This is a genomic window from Streptomyces sp. NPDC007896 (genome assembly GCF_042959425.1).
Taxonomy (GTDB): domain Bacteria; phylum Actinomycetota; class Actinomycetes; order Streptomycetales; family Streptomycetaceae; genus Streptomyces.
Genome location: NZ_JBIBKX010000002.1, coordinates 676,729 through 699,555, shown reverse-complemented (window position 1 = coordinate 699,555; position 22,827 = coordinate 676,729). Strand labels below are relative to the sequence as shown.

At 70.8% G+C, this 22,827-nt stretch carries 3 protein-coding genes; all 3 read right to left on the bottom strand.

What is annotated here, in order from left to right; genetic code table 11:
• Window positions 1-17: 17 nt before the first annotated feature.
• Genes ACFZDJ_RS10625 through ACFZDJ_RS10615 form a run of 3 tightly spaced genes read right to left on the bottom strand, consistent with a single transcriptional unit; the run spans window position 18 to window position 22,785 of the window.
• A complete protein-coding gene (locus ACFZDJ_RS10625; protein ID WP_391057711.1) occupies window positions 18-12,347 on the bottom strand; it encodes an amino acid adenylation domain-containing protein in 12,330 nt (4,109 codons plus the stop codon).
• A gap of 30 nt (window positions 12,348-12,377) precedes the next feature.
• Window positions 12,378-12,578 carry an MbtH family NRPS accessory protein gene (locus tag ACFZDJ_RS10620; RefSeq protein WP_391057709.1) on the bottom strand — a complete coding sequence of 67 codons (201 nt, stop codon included), beginning with the start codon at window positions 12,576-12,578 and terminating at the stop codon, window positions 12,378-12,380.
• Window positions 12,579-12,615: 37 nt separating this feature from the next.
• Window positions 12,616-22,785, bottom strand: coding sequence for an amino acid adenylation domain-containing protein (locus ACFZDJ_RS10615; protein ID WP_391057706.1), 10,170 nt, complete (start codon window positions 22,783-22,785; stop codon window positions 12,616-12,618).
• Between the last annotated feature and the right edge of the window lie 42 nt (window positions 22,786-22,827).

Below are 22,827 nucleotides of genomic sequence, written 5' to 3'. Positions count from 1 at the left end.
TCCTTTCGTACGAGGGGTTATCGGCCGGAGCGTGCGTGCTCAACGACTTCGCGTAGGGCGGTGATGAACTCGCCGGCCAGGCGAGTGATGGTGGCGGTGGTGTGGTTGGCGGTGGAGTGGATCCAGTCGATGTGGAGTCGGCCCTCGTTGACTGCGGCCACGATGTCGATCAGGTGGGGGCGTGGCTGTTCGGGTGACTGGTCCCGGCCCAGGCTCTTCAGCCGGGCCTGTACCAGGCCGTCCTGACTGCTGCTGTTGTCCCACTGGCCCAGGTAGTTGAAGCTGACCTGCGGCTGAGCCGGTCCGGCGAGGGCCTCGGCGGCCGTGGCCGACAGATGGCGCAGGGCGCCGTAGCCGAGGCCACGGCCCGGGATCCCGCGCAGCCGGCGCTTCACGCTCTTGAGCGCGTTGCCCCATTCGCCGTCCGGGACGTCGAGCAGCACCGGGTAGATGGTGGTGAACCAGCCGACCGTGCGGGACAGATCGATGTCGTCGAAGAGTTCCTCGCGGCCGTGGCCCTCCAGGTTCACCGCGACCGGCGCGCCGGCCCAGCGTTCCAGCACCCGGCCCAACGCGGCCAGCAGCACATCGTTGATCTGGGTGCGGTACACCGACGGCACCCGCTGCAACAGGGCATCGGTCTCTTCCCGATCCAGGGCGACCGACACGGCAGAGGTGGTACCGGAGACGTTCGGGCCGATGGCGTCGCGCGGCACGTGGCGTAGACCGCCGACGTTCTGCCAGTGCTCGATCTCGTCGTCGAGGGCGCCGGAGCGGACGTACTCGGTGAGGCGGTCGGCCCAACGCTGGTAACTGCTGGTCTTCGCACCCAGGTCCACCGGACGGCCGGCGGCCAACTGCTCGTAGGCGGTGGCCAGGTCCTCCAGCACGATCCGCCAGGAGACACCGTCCATCACCAAGTGGTGCACAGCAAGAAACAGACGCGGCGCCCGATCACCCCGATCGAAGAACACCCCACGCAGCAGGCGGCCCGAGGACAGATCCAGCGACTCCTGCGCCGCGAGCGCCGACGCGTCCGCGTCCGCGTAATCGCCGATCGTCACAAGGCCGTCGACGGCCGGTGCGCCATACTCCTGCACCCAGCCCTCAGCGGTCCGGATGTACCGCATCCGCAGCACGTCGTGGTGAGCCACCAGGGCAGCAAGCACTCGCTCCAGCAGGCCGACTTCCGTGCCAGGTGCCAGCTCCACCAGCACCGACATCGCATAGTGGTCCGGGTTGACGGTGTGCTCCGCGAAGAACCACCGCTGGATCGGCGTCAACGCCACACTGCCGGAGAGGGTCTCCTCCACCGCCACCGGCGCCTCCGCGACCTCCACCGCCTCGGCCAGCGCGGCGACCGTCTGGTGGACGAACATCAGCTTCGACGTCACCCGCAGACCCGCGTCCCGGGCCCGGGAGACGACCTGGATGGAGAGAATCGAGTCGCCGCCCAGCTCGAAGAAGTTGTCATGGACCCCAACCCGGCCCACTCCCAGGACCTCGGCCCACACCCGGGCCAGGATCTCCTCCGCCTCGGTACGCGGGGCCGCATACCGGCTGCCCAACTGCTCTGTGTCCACAAGCGGCTCGGGCAGGCTCCGCCGGTCCACCTTGCCGCTCGGCGTCAGGGGAAGCCGCTTCAGCCGTACGAAGACCGCCGGGACCATGTACTCCGGCAGCGAACCCGACAGGTGCCCCCGGAGTTCGGCCGTCGACAGGTCGATGCCTGCCACGACGTAGGCGATCAGGCGACGGTGACCGTCGGCACCTTGGTGAGCCACGATCACGGCGTCCTGCACGTCCGGATGCCCCACGAGCACGGTCTCGATCTCGCCGAGTTCGATACGGAAGCCGCGGATCTTCACCTGGTCGTCCGCGCGGCCCAGGTAGTCCAGAGTGCCGTCCTCCCGCCAGCGGGCGACATCGCCGGAGCGGTACATCCGCTCGCCCGCGGTTCCGAACGGGTTCAGCGGGAATCGCTCCGCCGTCAGCCCCGGACGATGCAGATACCCACGCGCCAGACCCGGCCCGGCCACATGGATCTCGCCGGGGACACCGACAGGCACGGCGGCTCCCTGCTCATCCAGCAGGTAGACCCGGTAACTCGGGAGGGGCCGTCCGGCCGGGATACGGCCGCCACTCACGTGCTCGGCGAGAACCTCCTGGTAGGTGACGTGCACGGTCGTCTCGGTGATGCCGTACATGTTCACCAGCCGAGTAACCGAGCCGTCGAACCGCTCGAACCACCCCGAGACGTGCTTCGGCTCCAGCGCCTCACCACCGAAGATCACATAACGCAGCGCCTCCAAAGGAGCCGCGTCCGACGCGAGAGCGTGCTCGATCAGTTCACGGAACATGGACGGCGTCTGGTTGAAGACGGTCACCCGTTCCTCAGCCAGCAGCTGCCACATCAGTTCCGGGTTACGGGCAACGTCCTGCGGCACCACCAGCGCCCGGCCGCCCGCCACCAGACAGCCCCACAACTCCCACACCGAGAAGTCGAACGCGTAGGAGTGGAAAACCGTCCACACGTCCTCAGGCCCGAACTCGTACAGCGGCCGGCAGTTCGCCAGCAGGTTCAGCACCGAACGATGCTCGACCGCCACACCCTTCGGACGACCCGTCGAACCCGACGTATAGATCACATACGCCACATCGTGGGCGGTCACGCCGGTCTCCGGTGCCGTAGAGGGCCAAGCCTCGATCACCGGTCGGTCCCGGTCTAGGTCCACCACTGTCATGTTCGTCGTCGGAAGAGACTCCGGCGTGGATCGCTGTGTCACCAGGACGGTGGCCCCGGAGTCCGTCAGCATGTACGCCAGCCGGTCCGCCGGATAAGCCGGGTCCAGCGGCACATACCCCGCACCCGACTTCAAGATCCCGAGCAGACCCACCACCATCTGCACACCACGCTCGACGGACAACGCGACCAACTGCCCAGGCCCCGAACCCAACGACACCAAATGACGCGCCAGCCGATTCGCCCGCTCCTCCAACTCCCCGTACGACAACGACTCACCGTCGCACGACACCGCCACCGCACCCGGCGACACCACCGCCCGCCGCGCGACCCACTCATGCACACACCCCACCGGAGCGGTAGCACCAGCAGTCCCGCTCATCTCGTCCACCACACGCTCCGCCTCGTCGGTGGACATCATCGGAAGGGCGGACAGGGGACGCCTCGGGTCGGCCACGGCTCCGGCGAGGAGTTCGGTGAGGTGTTCGCCGAACCGAGCGATCGTCGGCTCGTCGAAGAGGTCGGTGCTGTACTCGGCGAGGGCTCGCAGGCCGCCGTCATGTTCCTCGAACTCGACGGTGAGGTCGGACAGGGCGGTGTCGCGGTCCAGTTGGTAGCGGTCGACGTGCAGGTCGCCGAGTTCCGGGGTGGCGCCGGGCGTGTTCTGGAGTACGACCATGGCCTGGACGAGGGGCGTACGGCTGGTGTCGCGTTCCGGCTGGACCGCCTCCACGAGCCGCTCAAAAGGCACGTCCTCGTGGGCGAACGCCTCCAGGACAGTCTCCCTGACCTGGCCCAGCAGGTCGTCGAAGGTCATCGAGGGCTCGACACGGGAGCGCAGGACCACGGTGTTCACCAGGAATCCGACCAGGTGTTCCATGGCACCCTGCCCCCGGCCCGAGGTGGCCGTGCCGACCGCGATGTCCTCCTGGCCTGTGTACCGGGCGAAGACCGCCTTGACCGCGGCCGTGAGCGCCATGAACAGCGTCGCGCCCCGCTCCCGCGCCAGTTCCTTGAGGCCGACGACGATCTCGCCCGGCACCTCGAATTCCAGCACCGCGCCCGCCGGCGTCCGCACCGCGGGACGCGGCCGGTCGGTGGGCAGCTCCAGCGGCGAGATGCCGTTCAGCCGCTCCTTCCACCAGGCCAACTGCTCTTCCAGCAGCCCGCCGTCGGCCAGCCGGGCACGCTGCCAGGCGGCGAAGTCCGGGTACTGGAGCGGGACTTCGGCGAGGTCGGGGATGCGTCCCTCGACCTGGGCCGCGTACAGCTCCCCCAGCTCACGCGCCACGACGCCCATGGACCAGCCGTCGGTCACGATGTGGTGCATCCCGAGCACACACACATGCTCGTCCACGCCGACCTCGGCCAGCAGCACGCGCACGAGCGGCCCCGCCTTGAGGTCGTACGACCGCACCAGGTCGTCCCGCACGACCGACCGCAGGTGCTTCTCACGGTCCGCCTCGGGGATGCCGGTGAGGTCGACGGTCCGCCACTCCGGCTCCAGTGTGGCGTGCACCTTCTGCACACCTCGGTCCCCGACCACCTCGAACGTCGTGCGCAACGCCTCGTGGCGGGCGCCCAGGTCGTTCACGGCGGTACGGAGAGCGGCCGCGTCCAGCGCGCCGGTGAGGCGCAGGCCGACGGCCGAGTGGTACTCGCTGCCGCCCTGGTTGAAGTCCTCCAGGAACAGCAGCCGCTGCTGGCCGTAGGACATCGGGAGCTCGCCGTCGCGCGACACCGCCGGGATGGCGGGGCTGGACGCGGCCTCCTCCGCCCCGACGGCGGCCGCGAGACCGGCCACCGTCGGGGCGTCGAACAGCAGGCGCGGCGAGAGGTGGACCCCCAGCACCTGACGGGCGCGGGAGACGACCTGGATGGAGAGAATCGAGTCGCCGCCGAGCTCGAAGAAGTTGTCGTGGACGCCAACCCGGCCCACGCCCAGGACCTCGGCCCACACCCGGGCCAGGATCTCCTCCGCCTCGGTACGCGGCGCCGCGTAGCCGCCGGCCAGCTGGCTGGTGTCGACCTCCGGCTCCGGGAGGGAACGGCGGTCGACCTTGCCGCTGGGCGTCAGCGGCAACCGGCCCAGGCCGACGAACACCGCCGGCACCATGTAGTCCGGCAGCGAGCCTGAGAGGTGCCCGCGCAGTTCGACCGTCGGCAGGTCGGTTTCCGCGACCACGTACGCGACCAGGCGACGGTGGCCGTCGGCACCCTGGTGGGCCACGACCACGGCGTCCTGCACGTCCGGATGCCCCACGAGCACGGTCTCGATCTCGCCGAGTTCGATACGGAACCCGCGGATCTTCACCTGATCGTCCGCGCGGCCCAGGTAGTCCAGAGTGCCGTCCTCCCGCCAGCGGGCGACATCGCCGGAGCGGTACATCCGCTCGCCCGCGGTTCCGAACGGGTTCAGCGGGAATCGCTCCGCCGTCAGCCCCGGACGATGCAGATACCCACGCGCCAGACCCGGCCCGGCCACGTAGATCTCACCCGGCACGCCCACCGGTACGGGCATCCCAGCGCCGTCGAGGAGCAGCACCCGGTAACTCGGGAGGGGCCGTCCGGCCGGGATACGGCCGCCACTCACGTGCTCGGCGAGAACCTCCTGGTAGGTGACGTGCACGGTCGTCTCGGTGATGCCGTACATGTTCACCAGCCGAGTAACCGAGCCATCGAACCGCTCGAACCACCCCGAGACGTGCTTCGGCTCCAGCGCCTCACCACCGAAGATCACATAACGCAGCGCTTCCAAGGGAGCCGCGTCCGACGCGAGAGCGTGCTCGATCAGTTCACGGAACATGGACGGCGTCTGGTTGAAGACGGTCACCCGTTCCTCAGCCAGCAACTGCCACATCAGTTCCGGGTTACGGGCAACGTCCTGCGGCACCACCAGCGCCCGGCCGCCCGCCACCAGACAGCCCCACAACTCCCACACCGAGAAGTCGAACGCGTAGGAGTGGAAAACCGTCCACACGTCCTCAGGCCCGAACTCGTACAGCGGCCGGCAGTTCGCCAGCAGGTTCAGCACCGAACGATGCTCGACCGCCACACCCTTCGGACGACCCGTCGAACCCGACGTATAGATCACATACGCCACGTCATCGCCGCACACCTCGACCTCGGGCGCCGTACCGGGCAGCTCCGCGATCACCGGCCAGTCACTGTCCAGGTCGACGACCGTGGCCTCCGTACCAGGGAACCGCTCCTGCAGCCCCCGGTGAGTGACCAGCAGCCCGACTCCGGAATCGGACAGCATGTACGCCAGCCGGTCCGCCGGATAAGCCGGATCCAGCGGCACATACCCCGCACCCGACTTCAAGATCCCGAGCAGACCCACCACCATCTGCACACCACGCTCGACGGACAACGCGACCAACTGCCCAGGCCTCGAACCCAACGACACCAAATGACGCGCCAGCCGATTCGCCCGCTCCTCCAACTCCCCGTACGACAACGACTCACCGTCGCACGACACCGCCACCGCACCCGGCGACACCACCGCCCGCCGCGCGACCCACTCATGCACACACCCCGCCGGAACCTCGACCCCAGCAGCCCCCGACCACTCCCCCACCATCCGCCGAGCCTCTTCTGCGTCGGACACCAACGACAGCCCGGACAACGGCTGTTGGGGATCAGCCGTCATGCCGGTCAACAGACTCTCCAGGTGCCGCCCGATCCGCTCCACGCTCGACGCCTCGAAGAAGCCGGCGTCGTAGACGAGCGCGTAGGCGAGTTCGTCTCCGGCGTAGGCGACGAGGTTGAGGGGGTAGTTGGTGTCCTCGGCGCCCTCCAGGCCGTGCAGGCGCAGGCCCTGTTCGGCGGCCGCGCGGTCGTCCATCGGGAAGTTCTCGAAGACGACGAGGCTGTCGAAGAGGTTGGCGCCACGTTCGATGCCACTCCAGGCGTGGATGCGGGGCAGCGGGACGTACTCGTACTGCCGGGCCTCCACCTGCGCCCGCTGTACCGCCGCCAGCCATTCGGCGACCGGGGCGTCCACGTCCACGTCGATGCGGACCGGCAGCGTGTTGATCAGCATGCCGACGATCGCGTCGGCGCCAGGAAGGTCGGCGGGACGGCCCGCGACGGTCGCGCCAAAGACGACGTCCTGGTCGCCGGTGTACCGGGAGAGCAGCAGTGCCCAGGCGCCCTGCATCACGGCGTTCACGGTCAGCCGGTGGCGCCGGGCGAACGCGTAGATCTCGGCCGACACCTCCGGCGACAGCCGGTTCACCAGGCGCTCACGGGCCTGGGCACGGTGGCTGGCGGCGGGGCGGCGGTCGTAGGGCAGGGCGGTGGGGGTGGCGAACCCGGTGAGCAGGTCGCGCCAGTACGTCTCCGCCTGGGCGAGGTCCTGGCCCTCCAGCCATTCGACGTACGACCGGAAGGGCCGCCGTACCGGCAGCACCGGCTCCTCGCCCGCCAGCAACGCGCTGTAGGCCGCGGAGAGTTCGTCGAGCATCTGGAAGGTGCTCCAGCCGTCCAGCAACACGTGGTGCGAGGTGCGGATGACGCGGACGCCGGTGTCGGAGACGCGGATCAGGGCGAGCCGCAGCAGCGGTGCCTCGGACAGGTCCAGGCCCCGGGCACGGTCCTCCGCCAGGTACCGGTCGAGTTCCACGCGCTGCTCGGGTTCCGGGAGCGCGCGCCAGTCGAGGTGGGTGACGGGTGTGTCGACGTGCCGGTGGACGACCATCAGGGGCCGTTCGACGTCATGCCAGACGAGGGAGCCGCGCAGGATCTCCAGGTGTTCGGTCACGTGCTGCCAGGCGCGTTCGAGGAGGGCCGGGTCGGTCACGCCGTCGAGCACGAACGTCATCTGCTCGAAGTAGGCGCCCGTGTCCGGCTCGGCAAGGCTGTGGAACAGCATCCCGCTCTGCATCGGCGTCAGCGGGTACACGTCCTCCACCTGCCGGCCGTCCCCGACGACCCGGTCCACGCCCGCCTGATCCAGCCCGGCCAGCGGGAAGTCGGACGGCGTCGCGCCACCGCTCGACTGCAGCAGGCAGTGCCGTACCACCTCGCGCAGCGCGGTGACGAACTCGCCCGCGAGGCGGCTGATGGTGGCGGGATCGAAGACGGTGTCGGAGTAGATCCAGGTGAAGCCGAGGCGGCCGTCCTCGACCATGCCGACGACGTCGAGGAGGTAGGGGCGCTCCTCGTCAGCGGCGTGGTCATCGCCGAGGGCGGGGAGTCGGTCGCGGATCAGGCCGTCGGCGTGGGTGGTGCCGTCGAACTGGCCGAGGTAGTTGAAGCTGATCTCGGGCAGCCGGTCGGCGCACAAGGCCTGACCTGCGGCGTCCGGGAGGGAGAGGAAGCGCAGGGCGTCGTAGCCGAGGCCCTTGCCCGGGACAGCCCGCAGCTGTTCCTTCACGGACTTGAGGGTCGTGTCCCAGCGGCGGCCGGCCGGCAGGGTCAGGGCGACCGGGAAGTGGGTGGTGAACCAGCCGACGGTACGGGACAGGTCGATGTCGGCGAACAGTTCCTCGCGGCCGTGGCCCTCCAGTCCGACGACCACGCGCTGCTGCCCGGTCCAGTCGGCGAGCGTGCGCACGAGGGCGCTGACGAGGAGGTCGTTGATGCGGGTGCGGTAGACGGCGGGCACGCGGTGCAGCAGCGCCTCGGTCTCCTCCCTGCCGAGGCGGACGTCGACGGTCCGCTCGTGTGCGGTGAGGTTCTGTCCGTCGTGGTCCTTGGGGAGCCGGGGGGCGTGGTTCGGGTCGACGTTCTGCCAGTGCTCGATCTCGTCGTCGAGGGCGCCGGAGCGGACGTGCTCGGTGAGGCGGTCGGCCCAACGCTGGTAACTGCTGGTCTTCGCACCCAGGTCCACCGGACGGCCGGCGGCCAACTGCTCGTAGGCGGTGGCCAGGTCCTCCAGCACAATCCGCCAGGAGACACCGTCCATCACCAAGTGGTGCACAGCAAGAAACAGACGCGGCGCCCGATCACCCCGATCGAAGAACACCCCACGCACGACACGCCCCGCCGCCAGGTCCAGCGACTCCTGCGCCGCGAGCGCCGACACGTCCGCCTGCGCGTAGTCGCCGATCGTCACAAGGCCGTCGACTGCCGGAGCGCCGTACTCCTGCACCCAGCCCTCAGCCGTACGCGTATACCGCATCCGCAACACGTCATGATGGACCACGACCGCCGCCAACGCCCGCTCCAGCAGGCCGACTTCCGTGCCAGGTGCCAGCTCCACCAGCACCGACATCGCATAGTGGTCCGGGTTGACGGTGTGCTCCGCGAAGAACCACCGCTGGATCGGCGTCAACTCTGCGCGTCCGCCAACGAATTCCTCCACCGCCACCGGCGCGTGAGCGATGTCGGCGGCCTCGGCGAGGGCGGCGACCGTCTGGTGCAGGAACATCAGCTTCGACGTCACCCGCAGACCCGCGTCCCGGGCCCGGGAGACGACCTGGATCGACAGGATCGAGTCGCCGCCCAGCTCGAAGAAGTTGTCATGGACCCCAACCCGGCCCACTCCCAGGACCTCGGCCCACACCCGGGCCAGGATCTCCTCCGCCTCGGTACGCGGGGCCGCGTAGCCGCCGGCCAGCTGGCTGGTGTCGACCTCCGGCTTTGGCAGGGAGCGGCGGTCGACCTTGCCGCTCGGTGTCAGCGGAAGCCGGTCCAGGCGGACGAACAGCGCCGGGACCATGTACTCCGGCAGCGAACCCGACAGGTACCCGCGCAGTTCGGCCGTCAGCAGGTCCGTACCGGTCACGACGTAGGCGACCAGGCGACGCCGGCCGTTGTCCTCCTGCCAGGCGACGACCACGGCGTCCTCGACGTCCGGGTGGGTCAGCAGGGCGCTCTCGACCTCGCCCAGTTCGATGCGGAAGCCGCGGATCTTCACCTGGTCGTCCGCGCGGCCCAGGAACTCGAGGTCGCCGCCGGGGAGCCGGCGGGCCCGGTCGCCGGTGCGGTACAACCGCTCGCCGTCGCGGAAGGGGCTGCGCACGAACCGTTCGGCGGTCAGGTCGGGGCGTCCGTGGTAACCGCGGCCCACGCCGTCGCCGCCGATCCAGATCTCGCCGGGTACGCCGACGGGGACGACCTGCATCTCGGCGTCGAGCACGTACACCCGTGTGTTGGGCAGGGGCCGGCCGACGGGGACGTACACGCTGTCGCGCAGGGTCTCCTCGGTGGGCGTGAAGACGGTCGAGTCGACGGTTGCCTCGGTGCCGCCGTAGGCGTTGACGATCACGGTGTCGTCGCGGACCTGGCGGAGGAGAGTACGGCAGTCCTCGACGCGCCAGCCTTCGGAGCCGACAGAGATCAGCCTGAGGCCCGGGAAGCCGTCGCCGCGCCGCTCCACCTCCTGGAGTACGGCGTTCAGCAGGGACGGCACGATCTCGATGGCTGTGGCCCGGGTCTCCTCGATGAGGTCGAGGAGGTCGGACGGCTCGGTGGCGACCTCCTTGGGCGCGATGACCAGGACACCGCCGAAGAGGACGGAGCGGATGAAGTCCGCGAAGAACAGGTCGACGGAGAGGCTGGAGACGGACAGGAAGCGCGGGCGCAGGTCCCCGAGGCCGTACCGCTCGTCCCAGGCCTCGCAGATGTGCCGGACATTGGCGTGCTCGATGGCGACGCCCTTCGGATTGCCGGTGGAGCCTGAGGTGTAGATCACGTAGGCCAGGTCGCCCGGCGCGACGGTGACGTCCGGGGCGTCGGACGGCCACCCCGCCAGGGCGTCCAGGTCGACGAGGACGGTGTCCGTCGCCTCCGTCGCGGTGAAACGGTCGTGGGTGGCGGCATGGGTGACGATCAGGCGCACGTCGGCGTCCTGCCGCATGTACGCCAGCCGGTCGGCGGGGAACGCCGGGTCGAGCGGTACGTAGGCGGCGCCGGCCTTGAGGATGCCCAGCAGGCCCACGGCCATGCCGACGCCGCGCTCGGTGCACAGGCCGACCAGGGTGTCCACGCCGGCGCCCTGGTCGCGCAGGGCGTGGGCGAGGCGGTTGGCGGACTCGTCCAGTTCGCGGAAGGTGAGGGTCCGGTCGCCGCCGATGACCGCGACGGCGTCCGGGGTGCGGGCGGCCTGTGCGGCGAACCGCTCGTGCGCGAGGGCGTCGGAGGAGTGCGCCGAGTCTGTCGCGTTCCAGCCCTGTACGGCCTGCGTCCACTCCTCGTCGGTGAGCATGGGGAGCGTGGCCAGGCGCTGCTCCGGGTCGCGCACGGCGCCATCGACGAGTACGCGCAGGTGGCCGGCCATGCGGGCGATCGTCGCCGCGTCGAACAGGTCGGTGCTGTACTCGACCAGGCCGAAGAGGGCGCCGTCGCGCTCCTCGAAGTCGAAGGTGAGGTCGAGCAGGGAGGCGTCACGCTCCAGCGGGTAGGGCGCGGTGTCGACGCCGGGCAGGGCGAGGGCCGCCGCCGGAGTGTTCTGCAGGACGACGGAGGCCTGGACGAGGGGCGTCCGGCTGGTATCGCGCTCGGGCTGGACGGCCTCGACGATCCGGTCGAACGGAGCCTCCTGGCGGGCGAACGCCTCCAGGACGGTCTCCTTGACCTGGCCCAGCAACTCGTCGAAGGTGAGCTGCTGCCCGACCCGGGTACGCAGTACGACGGTGTTCACGAGGAAGCCGACGAGCTGGTCCAGTTCGGGCAGGCCGCGCCCGGCGGACGAGGTGCCGACGGCGATGTCCTCCTGGCCCGAGTAGCGGGCGAGGAGGGCCTTGACGGCGGCGGTGAGGGCCATGAAGAGGGTGGCGCCCCGGTCGCGGGCCAGTGCCCTGAGGCCGTCGGCGGTGGCCTTGGGGACTTCGAAGGTGTGGATGGCGCCGGCGGAGGTGCGGACGGCGGGGCGCGGCCGGTCGGTGGGCAGTTCCAGCGGCTCCAGTCCCTTGAGCCGGTCCTTCCACCAGGTGACCTGCTCGTCGAGCGGCCCTCCGGCGGTCAGCCGTTCGCGCTGCCAGACGGCATAGTCCGGGTACTGGACGCGGAACTCCGGAAGCTCGGCGTCCCGCCGCTCGACGCGTGCCGCGTACAGCTCGCCGAGGTCGCGAGCGGCGATGCCCATCGACCAGCCGTCGGTGACGATGTGGTGCATGCCGAGGACGAGGACGTGCTCTTCGGCGGGCTCAGCGGCGACCCGGACGAGCAGGACCCGTACGAGCGGCCCGTTGCGCAGGTCGTACGGCCTGCTCATCTCCTCCCGGACCAGCGCGCGGGCCCGCTCCTCGCGCTCGTCCGCCGTCGTCTCCGACACGTCCGCCGACCGCCACTCGGGAGCGGCCTCCGCGTGCACCACCTGGATGCCCCGGCCGTCGTGCGCGGCGAAGGTGGTGCGCAGGGCCGCGTGCCGTGCCGTCAGATCCGACACCGCCCCGCGCAGTGCCTCCGTGTCGAGCGGGCCGGTGAGGCGCAGGGCGAGCGCGGAGTTGTAGTCGGTGTTGTCCGGCTCGAAGTCCGCCAGGAACCACAGGCGTTGCTGACCGGCTGACATGGGCGGGGCCTCGTCGCGCGGGGCCTGGGGGATGACGGACTCGGCCGCCACGCCGGCCCGCCCGGCCAGACGCCTGGCGAGCTTCTCGCGCAGTTGGGCGGGCAGCGCGGCTATGCGGTCTTCACGGGAAGCAGGCGTGTTCATCGGGATTCCCCCAGGAGACGTGGGCGTGGGTCAGCGGCGGGCGAGGCTCTTGGGCCGCATGTCGGTCCAGTTGGCCTCGACGTAGGCCAGGCACTCCTCGCGGGGCTTGTCGGCGAGGACGACCGTCCAGCCGGCGGGGGTCTCGTTGGTCGCGGGCCACAGCGAGTGCTGGCCCTCGTCGTTGACAAGCACGTGGTAGGAACGGTCGTTGTGCTCGAAGGGGTTGGGCATGGCTGTGCCTTTCCGTAGGGGTGGGACGGTCAGGAGGTCAGGGCGCCGTGGCGGCGTCCGCCTCCAGTTCGGCGAGGATCCGGTCTTCGATGTCGGTCGCGAGCCGGGCCACGGTGGGCCGGTCGAAGACCGTCCTGGGGGACAGGTCGACACCGAAGGCCGCGTTGACCCGGGAGGTCATCCGCAGGGCAAGCAGCGAGTCGCCGCCGAGTTCGAAGAAGTCGTCGTGGATCCCGACGCGTTCGGCGTTCAGCAGCTCCCGCCAGGTGTCCGCCAGGAACTCCTCGGTGGGGGTACCGGCCGGGCGGTGCTCACGGGCCGGCTCCGCGTGGTCCTGCGGGGCGGGCAGCGCCCGGCGGTCCACCTTGCCGTTGGTGTTCAGCGGCAGGGCGGGCAGCAGCACGTAGTGCGTGGGCAGCATGTGGGGAGGCAGGGTCGCCGCGAGATGCGTACGCAGTTCTGCCGTACCGGACTCGTCCCGGCCGGGGGCGACGACGTAGGCGGCCAGGACGGTGCGGTTCCCGTCGCCCCGGGCCACGACCACGGCGTCGGCGACCTCGGGGTGGGCCACCAGCACGGCCTCGATCTCGCCGGTCTCGATCCGAAAGCCGCGTACCTTGACCTGTCCGTCGCCCCGGCCGAGGAACGCCAAGGTGCCGTCCGGGTTCCAGCGGGCCAGGTCGCCCGAGCGGTACATCCGGCTGCCCGGCGCGCCGAACGGGTCCGCGACGAACCGCTCGGCGGTCAGCGCACCGCGCCCCAGGTAGCCGCGGGCCAGTCCCGCACCGGCGAGGTACAGCTCGCCGGGGGCGCCGACCGGTGCGGGCCGCAGGTCCTCGGTGAGGACGTAGGCGCGGGTGTTGCCGATCGGTGTGCCGAGCGGGACTGGAGCGTCCTCGGGGTGTTCGGGACGCAGGTCGTGGGTCGCGGCGAACGTCGTGGTCTCGGTGGGGCCGTAGCCGTTGGTCAGGCGCAGGCCGGGGTGGGCGCGCAGGACGCGGGCGCAGTGCTCGGGGGACAGCTTGTCGCCGCCCGCGATGAGCTGGCGCAGCCCGCCGAACGCCCCGATCTCGTCGTCGACCAGTTGGTGGAACAGTCCGGCCGTCAGCCACAGGTGCGTGACCTGCTCCTCCTTGAGGAACCGCCCCAGTTCGGCGCCGCTGGGCAGGGCCGGCGGATGCACGGCCAGCCGGGCCCCGCCGAGCAGGGCGGCCCAGATCTCGTAGGTGGCCGCGTCGAAGGCGAGTGACGCGAACTGCGCGACGACATCTCCCTCGCCGACGTCGGTGAAGTCGGCGCCGTGCACCAGGCGTACGACGGCCCGGTGCGGCGTCAGCACCCCCTTGGGCGTGCCCGTCGAGCCCGAGGTGTACATGACGTAGGCCAGGTGGTCGGGCGTGGCCTCGGTGACCGGGGCCGTGACCGGCTGCCGGGCCGCCTCCGGGGCGTCCGCTTCCAGGTCGACGAGGTGGGCGTCACCGAGCGGCAGCCGCTCCCGGAACGCCTCGCGGGTGACGACCAGTTCCACTCCGGCGTCCTTCAGCAGGTAGCCGAGCCGGTCCGCCGGATAGTCGGGGTCGAGCGGGAGGTAGGCCGCGCCGGCCTTGAGGATCGCGAGCAGCGCCACGATGGTGTCCGCGCCGCGCTCCAGGCACAGGCCGACGGCCGTGTCGGGCCGCGCTCCGCGGGCGAGCAGCAGGTGGGCCAGCTGGTTGGCGCGCTCGTCCAGTTCGCGGTAGGTGAGGTGTGTGCCGTCGTACGACAGGGCCGGTGCGTCGGGGTGTCGGGCGGCGCGGGCCGCGAAGAGCTCGGGCAGGGTGGCGTCCGGCAGTTCCCTCGCGGTGTCGTTCCACTCCTCGACAACCTGCCGGACCTCGTTGTCCGGCAGCATCGGCACGGCCGCCACGAGCCGTTCGGCGTCGGCGGCGATCCCGTCCAGCAGGGCGTCCAGGTGTCCGGCGAGCCGTTCGACGGTGGCCGTGTCGAAGAGGTCGGCGTCGTAGGCGAGGGTGTACTCGAGCCGGTCGGCGGCGTACACGATCAGGTTGAGCGGGTAGTTGGTGGCCTCGCCGCCCACCAGGTCGTGCAGGCGCAGGCCGTGTTCGGCGGCCGACCGGTCATCCCTCGGATAGTTCTCGAACACCAGCAGGCTGTCGAAGAGGTTGGCGCCGCCCTCGACCTCGCTCCAGGACTGGATGCCCGGCAGCGGCACGTAGTCGTACTGGCGGGCCTCCACCTGCGCCCGCTGCACTCCGCCCAGCCACTCGGCCACCGGCGTCGTGCCGTCCACCTCGACGCGCACGGGCAGCGTGTTGATCAGCATGCCGACGATCGAGTCCGCGCCGGCCAGTTCCGCCGGGCGGCCCGCGACGGTCGCGCCGAACACCACGTCCCGCTCACCGGCGTACCGCGACAGCAGCAGCGCCCAGGCGCCCTGCATCACGGCGTTCACGGTCAGCCGGTGGCGGCGGGCGAACGCGTGGAGTTCGGCCGACGCCTCCGGTGACAGCCCGAACTGCAGGCGTGCGGTGGTGTGCGCCTTGTGGTGGGCGGCGGGGCGGCGGTCGTAGGGCAGGGCGGTGGGGGTGGCGAACCCGGTGAGCAGGTCGCGCCAGTACGTCTCCGCCTGGGCGAGGTCCTGGCCCTCCAGCCATTCGACGTACGACCGGAAGGGCCGCCGTACCGGCAGCACCGGCTCCTCGCCCGCCAGCAACGCGCCGTACGCGGCGTGGGTCTGGGCCAGGACGTCGAAGGTGCTCCAGCCGTCCAGCAGGACGTGGTGGAAGGAGCAGACCACGCGGACGGCTGTGTCACAGACGCGGATCAGGGCGAGCCGCAGCAGCGGTGCCACGGACAGGTCCAGGCCCGTGGCGCGCTCTTCGGCCAGCAGCCGGTCGAGTTCCGCGCGCTGTTCGGGCTCGGGCAGGCCGCGCCAGTCCAGGTGGGCGGTCGGGATCGCGGACCTGCGGTGCACGACCAGCAGCGGCCGGTCGACGTCCTCCCACACGGCCGACGCGCGCAGCACGTCGATCCGGCCGGCGACGTGCTGCCAGGCGCGTTCGAGGAGGGCCGGGTCGGTCACGCCGTCGAGCACGAACGTCATCTGCTCGAAGTAGGCGCCCGCGTCCGGCTCGGCAAGGCTGTGGAACAGCATCCCGCTCTGCATCGGCGTCAGCGGGTACACGTCCTCCACCTGCCGGCCGTCCCCGACGACCCGGTCCACGCCCGCCTGATCCAGCCCGGCCAGCGGGAAGTCGGACGGCGTCGCGCCACCGCTCGACTGCAGCAGGCAGTGCCGTACCACCTCGCGCAGCGCGGTGACGAACTGCTCAGCCAGCTGTTCGACCGTGGCGGTGTGGTGGTTGGCGGTGGAGTGGATCCAGTCGATGCAGAGGCGTCCTTCGTTGACTGCGGCCACGATGTCGATCAGGTGGGGGCGTGGCTGTTCGGGTGACTGGTCCCGGCCCAGGCTCTCCAGCCGGGCCTGTACCAGGCCGTCCTGACTGCTGCTGTTGTCCCACTGGCCCAGGTAGTTGAAGCTGACCTGCGGCTGAGCCGGTCCGGCGAGGGCCTCGGCGGCCGTGGCCGACAGATGGCGCAGGGCGCCGTAGCCGAGGCCACGGCCCGGGATCCCGCGCAGCCGGTTCTTCATGCCCTTGAGGGCGGTGCCCCAGTCGCCGTCCGGGACGTCGAGCAGCACCGGGTAGATGGTGGTGAACCAGCCGACCGTGCGGGACAGATCGATGTCGTCGAAGAGTTCCTCGCGGCCGTGGCCCTCCAGGTTCACCGCGACCGGCGCGCCGGCCCACTGCTCCAGCACCCGGCCCAACGCGGCCAGCAGCACATCGTTGATCTGCGTGCGGTACACCGACGGCACCCGCTGGAGGAGGTCCTCGGTCTCGTCGCCGTCCAGCCGCACGGACACCACGGAGGTGTCGCCGAACAGGTTGGGCGCGATGGTGTCCTGGGGGACTTCCCGTATGCCGCCGACGTTCTGCCAGTGCTCGATCTCGTCGTCGAGGGCGCCGGAGCGGACGTACTCGGTGAGGCGGTCGGCCCAACGCTGGTAACTGCTGGTCTTCGCACCCAGGTCCACCGGGCGGCCGGCGGCCAACTGCTCGTAGGCGGTGGCCAGGTCCTCCAGCACGATCCGCCAGGAGACACCGTCCATCACCAAGTGGTGCACAGCAAGAAACAGACGCGGCGCCTCAGAGCCCCGGTCGAAGAACACCCCACGCACGACACGCCCCGCCGCCAGGTCCAGCGACTCCTGCGCCGCGAGCGCCGACACGTCCGCCTGCGCGTAGTCGCCGATCGTCACAAGGCCGTCGACTGCCGAGGCGCCGTACTCCTGCACCCAGCCCTCAGCCGTAGGCGTATACCGCATCCGCAACACGTCATGATGGACCACGACCGCCGCCAACGCCCGCTCCAGCAGGCCGACTTCCGTGCCAGGTGCCAGCTCCACCTGCACCGACATCGCATAGTGGTCCGGGTTGACGGTGTGCTCCGCGAAGAACCACCGCTGGATCGGCGTCAACGCCACACTGCCGGAGAGGGTCTCCTCCACCGCCACCGGCGCCTCCGCGACCTCCACCGCCTCGGCCAGCGCGGCGACCGTCTGGTGGACGAACATCAGCTTCGACGTCACCCGCAGACCCGCGTCCCGGGCCCGGGAGACGACCTGGATCGACAGGATCGAGTCGCCGCCCAGCTCGAAGAAGTTGTCATGGACCCCAACCCGGCCCACTCCAAGGACCTCGGCCCACACCCGGGCCAGGATCTCCTCCGCCTCGGTACGCGGGGCCGCATACCGGCTGCCCAACTGCTCGGTGTCCACAAGCGGCTCGGGCAGGCTCCGCCGGTCCACCTTGCCGCTCGGCGTCAGGGGAAGCCGCTTCAGCCGTACGAAGACCGCCGGGACCATGTACTCCGGCAGCGAACCCGACAGGAACTCCCGCAGTACGCCCGCGTCCACGTCGTCCCGACCGCCGACGACGTAGGCGACGAGCCGACGCCGGGAGCCTTCTTGGTGGACGGCCACCACAGCGTCCCGCACGTCCGGGTGCTGGGCCAACGCCGTCTCGATCTCGCCGAGTTCGATACGGAAACCGCGGATCTTCACCTGATCGTCCGCGCGCCCCAGGTACTCCAGGGTGCCGTCGGCCCGCCAGCGGGCCACGTCACCGGAGCGGTACATCCGCTCCCCCGCCGCCCCGAACGGGTTCGCCACGAAGCGCTCCGCGGTGAGGCCGGGCCTGCCGTGGTAGCCGCGGGCCAGGTGGACGCCCGCGATGTACAGGTCACCGGCGACGCCGACGGGGACCGGCTGGAGGGTGCCGTCCAGGACGTACACCTGGGTATTGGGCAGCGGTGTACCGATCGGCGGCGTCTGGGCTCCCGTCAGCGGAGCGCTCATGGTCGCCACGACGGTGCTCTCCGTGGGCCCGTACGCATTGATCATCCGGCGGTCCCGGGCCCAGCGCTCCACGAGGTCGCCGGTGCATGCCTCGCCGCCGACCACCAGGGTGCGCAGTCCGTCGAGACCCCGCGGATCGAGGGTGGCCACTGCCGAGGGAGCGAGCAGCGTGTGGGTGATGCGCCGTTCGGTCAGGAACCGCTGCAGGGGTTCGCCGACGATCGGGCCGTGTGGGGGCAGCACGAGGGTGGCGCCGGCTGGGAGGGCCATGAGGACTTCCATGACGGCGCCGTCGAAGCTGGCGGAGGCGAACTGCAGGACACGGCTGTCCGGGGTGACGGCCAGCCGGTCGATCTCGGCTGAGGCCAGGTTGCCGATGCCGGCGTGCGGCACCAGGACACCCTTGGGGATGCCGGTGGAGCCGGAGGTGTAGATGACGTAGGCCAGGTCGGCGGGGGTCAGGTCCACCTGGGGGGTGGTCGCCGAGTGGGCGGCCAGCAGGTCGCGGTCCCGTACGACGTCGACGACGACGGCGTCCGTGGCAGGGAGCCTGTCGCGGACCTGCTCCTGGGTGACGACCAGGGCACAGCCGGAGTCGGACAGCATGAACGCGAGCCGGTCGGCCGGGTACTCGGGGTCCAGGGGCAGGTAGGCGGCGCCGGCCTTCATGATGCCGAGGAGCCCGACGAGCAGGTCGGCGCCGCGCTCGACGCACAGGCCGACCACGCGGCCGGGACCTGCCCCGAGGTCGCGCAGGTGGTGGGCGAGTCGGTTGGCGCGCTCGTCCACCTCTCGGTAGCTGAGGCGAGTGGTGTCGTCCTCGATGGCCGGTGCGTCGGGGCGGGCGGCCACCTGGGCCTCGAAGAGTGCGGGGAACGTGCCCTGGAGGGTGTCCTGGCGGGCGCCGCGCCTGCCGTGCACGGCCTGCTGGAACTCGGCGTCCGTGAGGAGGGGGAGCGCGGCGAGGGCTCGCTCGGGGTCCTGGGTGGCGGCGTCGAGCAGCACAGCCAGGTGGTCGCCGAAACGGGCGACGGTGGCCTCGTCGAACAGGGCGGTGCTGTAGCCGACGCGGGCGGCGACACCGTCGTCCGTCTCGAAGAACTCGACAGTGAGGTCGAAGGGCGCGGCCTCGCGCTGTACGGGGTGGTCGTGCACCTCGACGCCTGGGAAACGGGGCGGGGAGACGGGGGCGTTCTGCAGGACGACCATGGCCTGGATCAGGGGCGTCCGGCTGGCGTCGCGTTCCGGCTGGACGGCCTCCACGACGCGCTCGAACGGCACCTCTTCGTGCGCGAACGCCTCCAGCGCGGTCTCCTTGACCCGCTCCAGCAGCTCGGCGAACGACCGCTCCGGGTCGACGTGCGAGCGCAGGACCAGGGTGTTGGCCAGGAATCCGACGAGCGGCTCCAGTTCGGCGCGGCTGCGCCCGGAGGACACGGTGCCGACGGCGATGTCCTCCTGCCCCGAGTAGCGGGCGAAGACGGCCTTGACGGCGGCCGTCAGCGCCATGAACAGGGTGGCGCCGTGCCGACCGGCCAGGCTCCGCAGCCGCTCGACGACGTCGGCGGGCAGCTCGAAGCCGTAGTTCTCGCCGGCCGAGGAGCGGATCGCGGGGCGCGGCCGGTCGGTGGGCAGTTCCAGCGGGGCCACCCCGGTCAGACGCTCGCGCCACCAGTCGACCTCGTGCTCCAGGAGCCCCCGGTCGGTGAGTCGGCCACGCTGCCAGACCGCGAAGTCGGCGTACTGGCACGCGAGTTCGGGCAGGTAGGCGGTCCGTCCCTGGACGCGGGCCGCGTACAGCTCGCCGAGTTCGGAGGTGATGACGCCGATGGACCAGCCGTCGGTGACGATGTGGTGCATGCCGAGCACCAGCACGTGCTCCGCGGCGGCAAGCCGCACCAGCCGCACCCGCAGGAGCGGGCCGTGCTCCAGGTCGTACGGTCGGGAGGCCTCTTCGCGCACCCTTTCGTGCAGCCGCTCCTCACGCAGTTCGTCCGGTACATCGGCGAGGTCGACGACGCTCCACCCCGGGGCGAGCGCGGGGTGGATCGCTTGGACGCCTCTGCCGCCGAGGAACCCGAACGTCGTGCGCAGTGACTCGTGTCGCTTCACCAGGTCGCCGAGCGCGGCGCGCAGCGCCTCGGTGTCCAGCTCACCGGTCAGCCGGAGTCCGAACGCGGTGTGGTACTCGGCGCTGCCCGGGTCGAAGTCCTCCAGGAACCAGAGCCGTTGCTGCCCGAACGACATGGCCAGTTCCCCGTCACGGGAGACGAGGGGGATCTCGGCTTCGCCGCTCTCCTCGTCGGGAGTGATCCGGTCGGCGAGGGCCGCGACAGTGGGCGCGTCGAAAAGAACGCGGGGCGAGAGCCGGAGTCCGAGGGCCTGGCGCAGGCGGGAGACCGCGCGCACGGAGAGGATCGAGTTGCCGCCCAGTTCGAAGAAGTCGTCGTGGATTCCGAACGCGTCGGTGTCGAGGACCTCGGCCCAGACCCGGGCGATCGCCGCCTCGACTGCGTTGCGCGGGGCCTCGTGCGCGTGGATCCGCGATGGCTCGCGTACGGTGCCCGGCTCAGGAAGGGCCCGGCGGTCCACCTTGCCGTTGGGTGTCAGTGGGAGGGCGTCGAGCACGGTGATCGCCGTGGGGATCATGTACTCGGGAAGGACGGCGGCAAGGTGATCGCGCAGTTCGGCGTCCCCGGGGCGCCGGGGCCCGGCCGCCGCGACGTAGGCGAACAGGTTGGTGTTGTGGGTGACCACCACAGCCTGGGCCACGTCGGGGTGGCGGGCCAGCGAGCTCTCGATCTCGCCGAGTTCGATCCGGAAACCGCGGACCTTGACCTGGTCGTCGGCGCGCCCCAGGTACTCCAGGTCGCCGTCGGCCCGCCACCGGGCCACGTCGCCCGCTCGGTACATCCGCTCGCCCGGCGCCCCGAACGGGTTCGCGACGAAACGTTTCGCCGTCAGGCTCGGCCGACCGTGGTAGCCGCGTGCCAGGCCGATGCCGGCGATGTAGATCTCGCCGCGGACGCCGACGGGGACCGGCTGGAGCGCATCGTCGAGGACGTAGATCCGGGTGTTGGCGATGGGGGTGCCGATAGGCGGTACCGCGGAGCCTGCGAGTGGGGCGCTCATGGTGGCGCAGACGGTGCTCTCCGTCGGCCCGTACGCGTTGATCATCCGTCGTCCCGCGGACCAGCGCGCCACGAGGTCACCGGTACTCGCCTCGCCCGCGACGATCAGCGTGGCGTCGGCGGGCAGGCCGTGCCCGTCCGGCAGGACGGCCACGGTGGCGGGGGTCAGCGTGGCATGGGTAACGCCGTGCTGTGCGACATACGCGGCAAGGGGCTCGCCGGGGAGCATGGCCTCCTTGGACCCCATGACGAGAGCGGCACCCGTCAGGAGCCCCATGCACACCTCCCAGAACGCCGCGTCAAAGCTGGCCGAGGCGAACTGCAGGACGCGGCTGTCGGGGGTGACGTCGAAGTGCTCCACCTGCACGGCCGCGAGGTTGCCGATGCCGGCGTGGGAAACGAGCACCCCCTTGGGCCGGCCGGTGGAACCCGACGTGTAGATGGCGTAGGCGAGGTCCTCCGGCCGCAGGTCCACGTCCGGGGCGGTCACGGGCCGGCGCTCCAGTTCGGCCCGGTCTCGGTCCAGGTCGACGAGGATCGCGTCGGTTTCCGGGAGCCGCTCACGCAGGCTTTCCTGGGTGACGATGAGAAGGGCGCCGGAGTCACTGAGCATGTAGGCGAGACGGTCTCGCGGATAGCCTGGGTCCAGAGGCAGATACGCGGCGCCGGCCTTCATGATGCCGAGCAGCCCCGCCGCCATCCCGGCATCGCGCTCCACGCACAGCCCCACGAGCGAGTCGCGCTCCGCGCCCAGCGCGCGAAGCTGGTGGGCCAGACGATTGGCGTGCTCGTCGAGCTGACGGTAGGTCACCGAGCCGTACTCGTCGATGACGGCGACCGCGTCGGGGCGGGCGGCAACCTGGGCGGCGAAGAGTTCGGGAAAGGTACCGGTGGGAACGGGCCGTCCGGTGGCGTTCCAATCCCGTACGACCTGACCGGACTCCGCGTCCGTGAGCATCGGCAGGGCGGAGAGACTACGGCGAGGGTCGGCCACGGCTCCCGCCAGCAGCGCGTTCACATGACCCATCAGTCGGGCGACGGTCGATTCGTCGAACAGGGTTGTGCTGTACCGGACGTGCGCGGACGGCTCCGGGCCGGCGAGGTCGAACTCCACCGAGAGGTCCAGCGGGTCGAACTCCGGTTCATCCTTCGGCAGTTCACTCCGCACCACCACCATGGCCTGGACGAGCGGGGTGATGCTGGTGTCGGTGTCCGGCGCCAACGCCTCGATCAGCCCGGCGAGTGGTATGCCGTCGTGACCGAGAGCTTCGCGCGTCGCGCGGATGGTCTCCTCCACGTGCACGGCGAACGGAATCGTGGCATCCGCGAGGAGGCGCACGACGACGGTGTGCCCGGTGCGGGTGGAGATGGTGCCGAGGGCGATGTCGTCCTGCCCCGAGTACCGGGCGAAGACGGCACTCACGACGGCGAGCAGAACCTCGGCCGGCGTGGCGTCGAGGCGTTCGACCAGCTGGGACAGGGCCGTGGCCGTGGTGGGCGGCACGTCGACGTCATAGGTCGAGGTGTCCGTGGAACGGATGACCGGGCGCGGGCGGTCGGTGGGCAGTTCCAGAGGACTGAGGCCCTCCAGCCGGCGTCGCCAGAATTCCACCTGGCGCGGAAGATCCCGGTCGACCGACACGTCGGCGCGAGCCACGTTGTACCTCCAGGAATGGGCGGCTTCACGGCGCGCGCTGCC

What these genes read in the sequence shown, in the direction of transcription:
- ACFZDJ_RS10625 (WP_391057711.1), bottom strand. Translation starts at nt 12,347, where the DNA reads ATGAACACGCCTGCTTCCCGTGAAGACCGCATAGCCGCGCTGCCCGCC.
- ACFZDJ_RS10620 (WP_391057709.1), bottom strand. Translation starts at nt 12,578, where the DNA reads ATGCCCAACCCCTTCGAGCACAACGACCGTTCCTACCACGTGCTTGTC.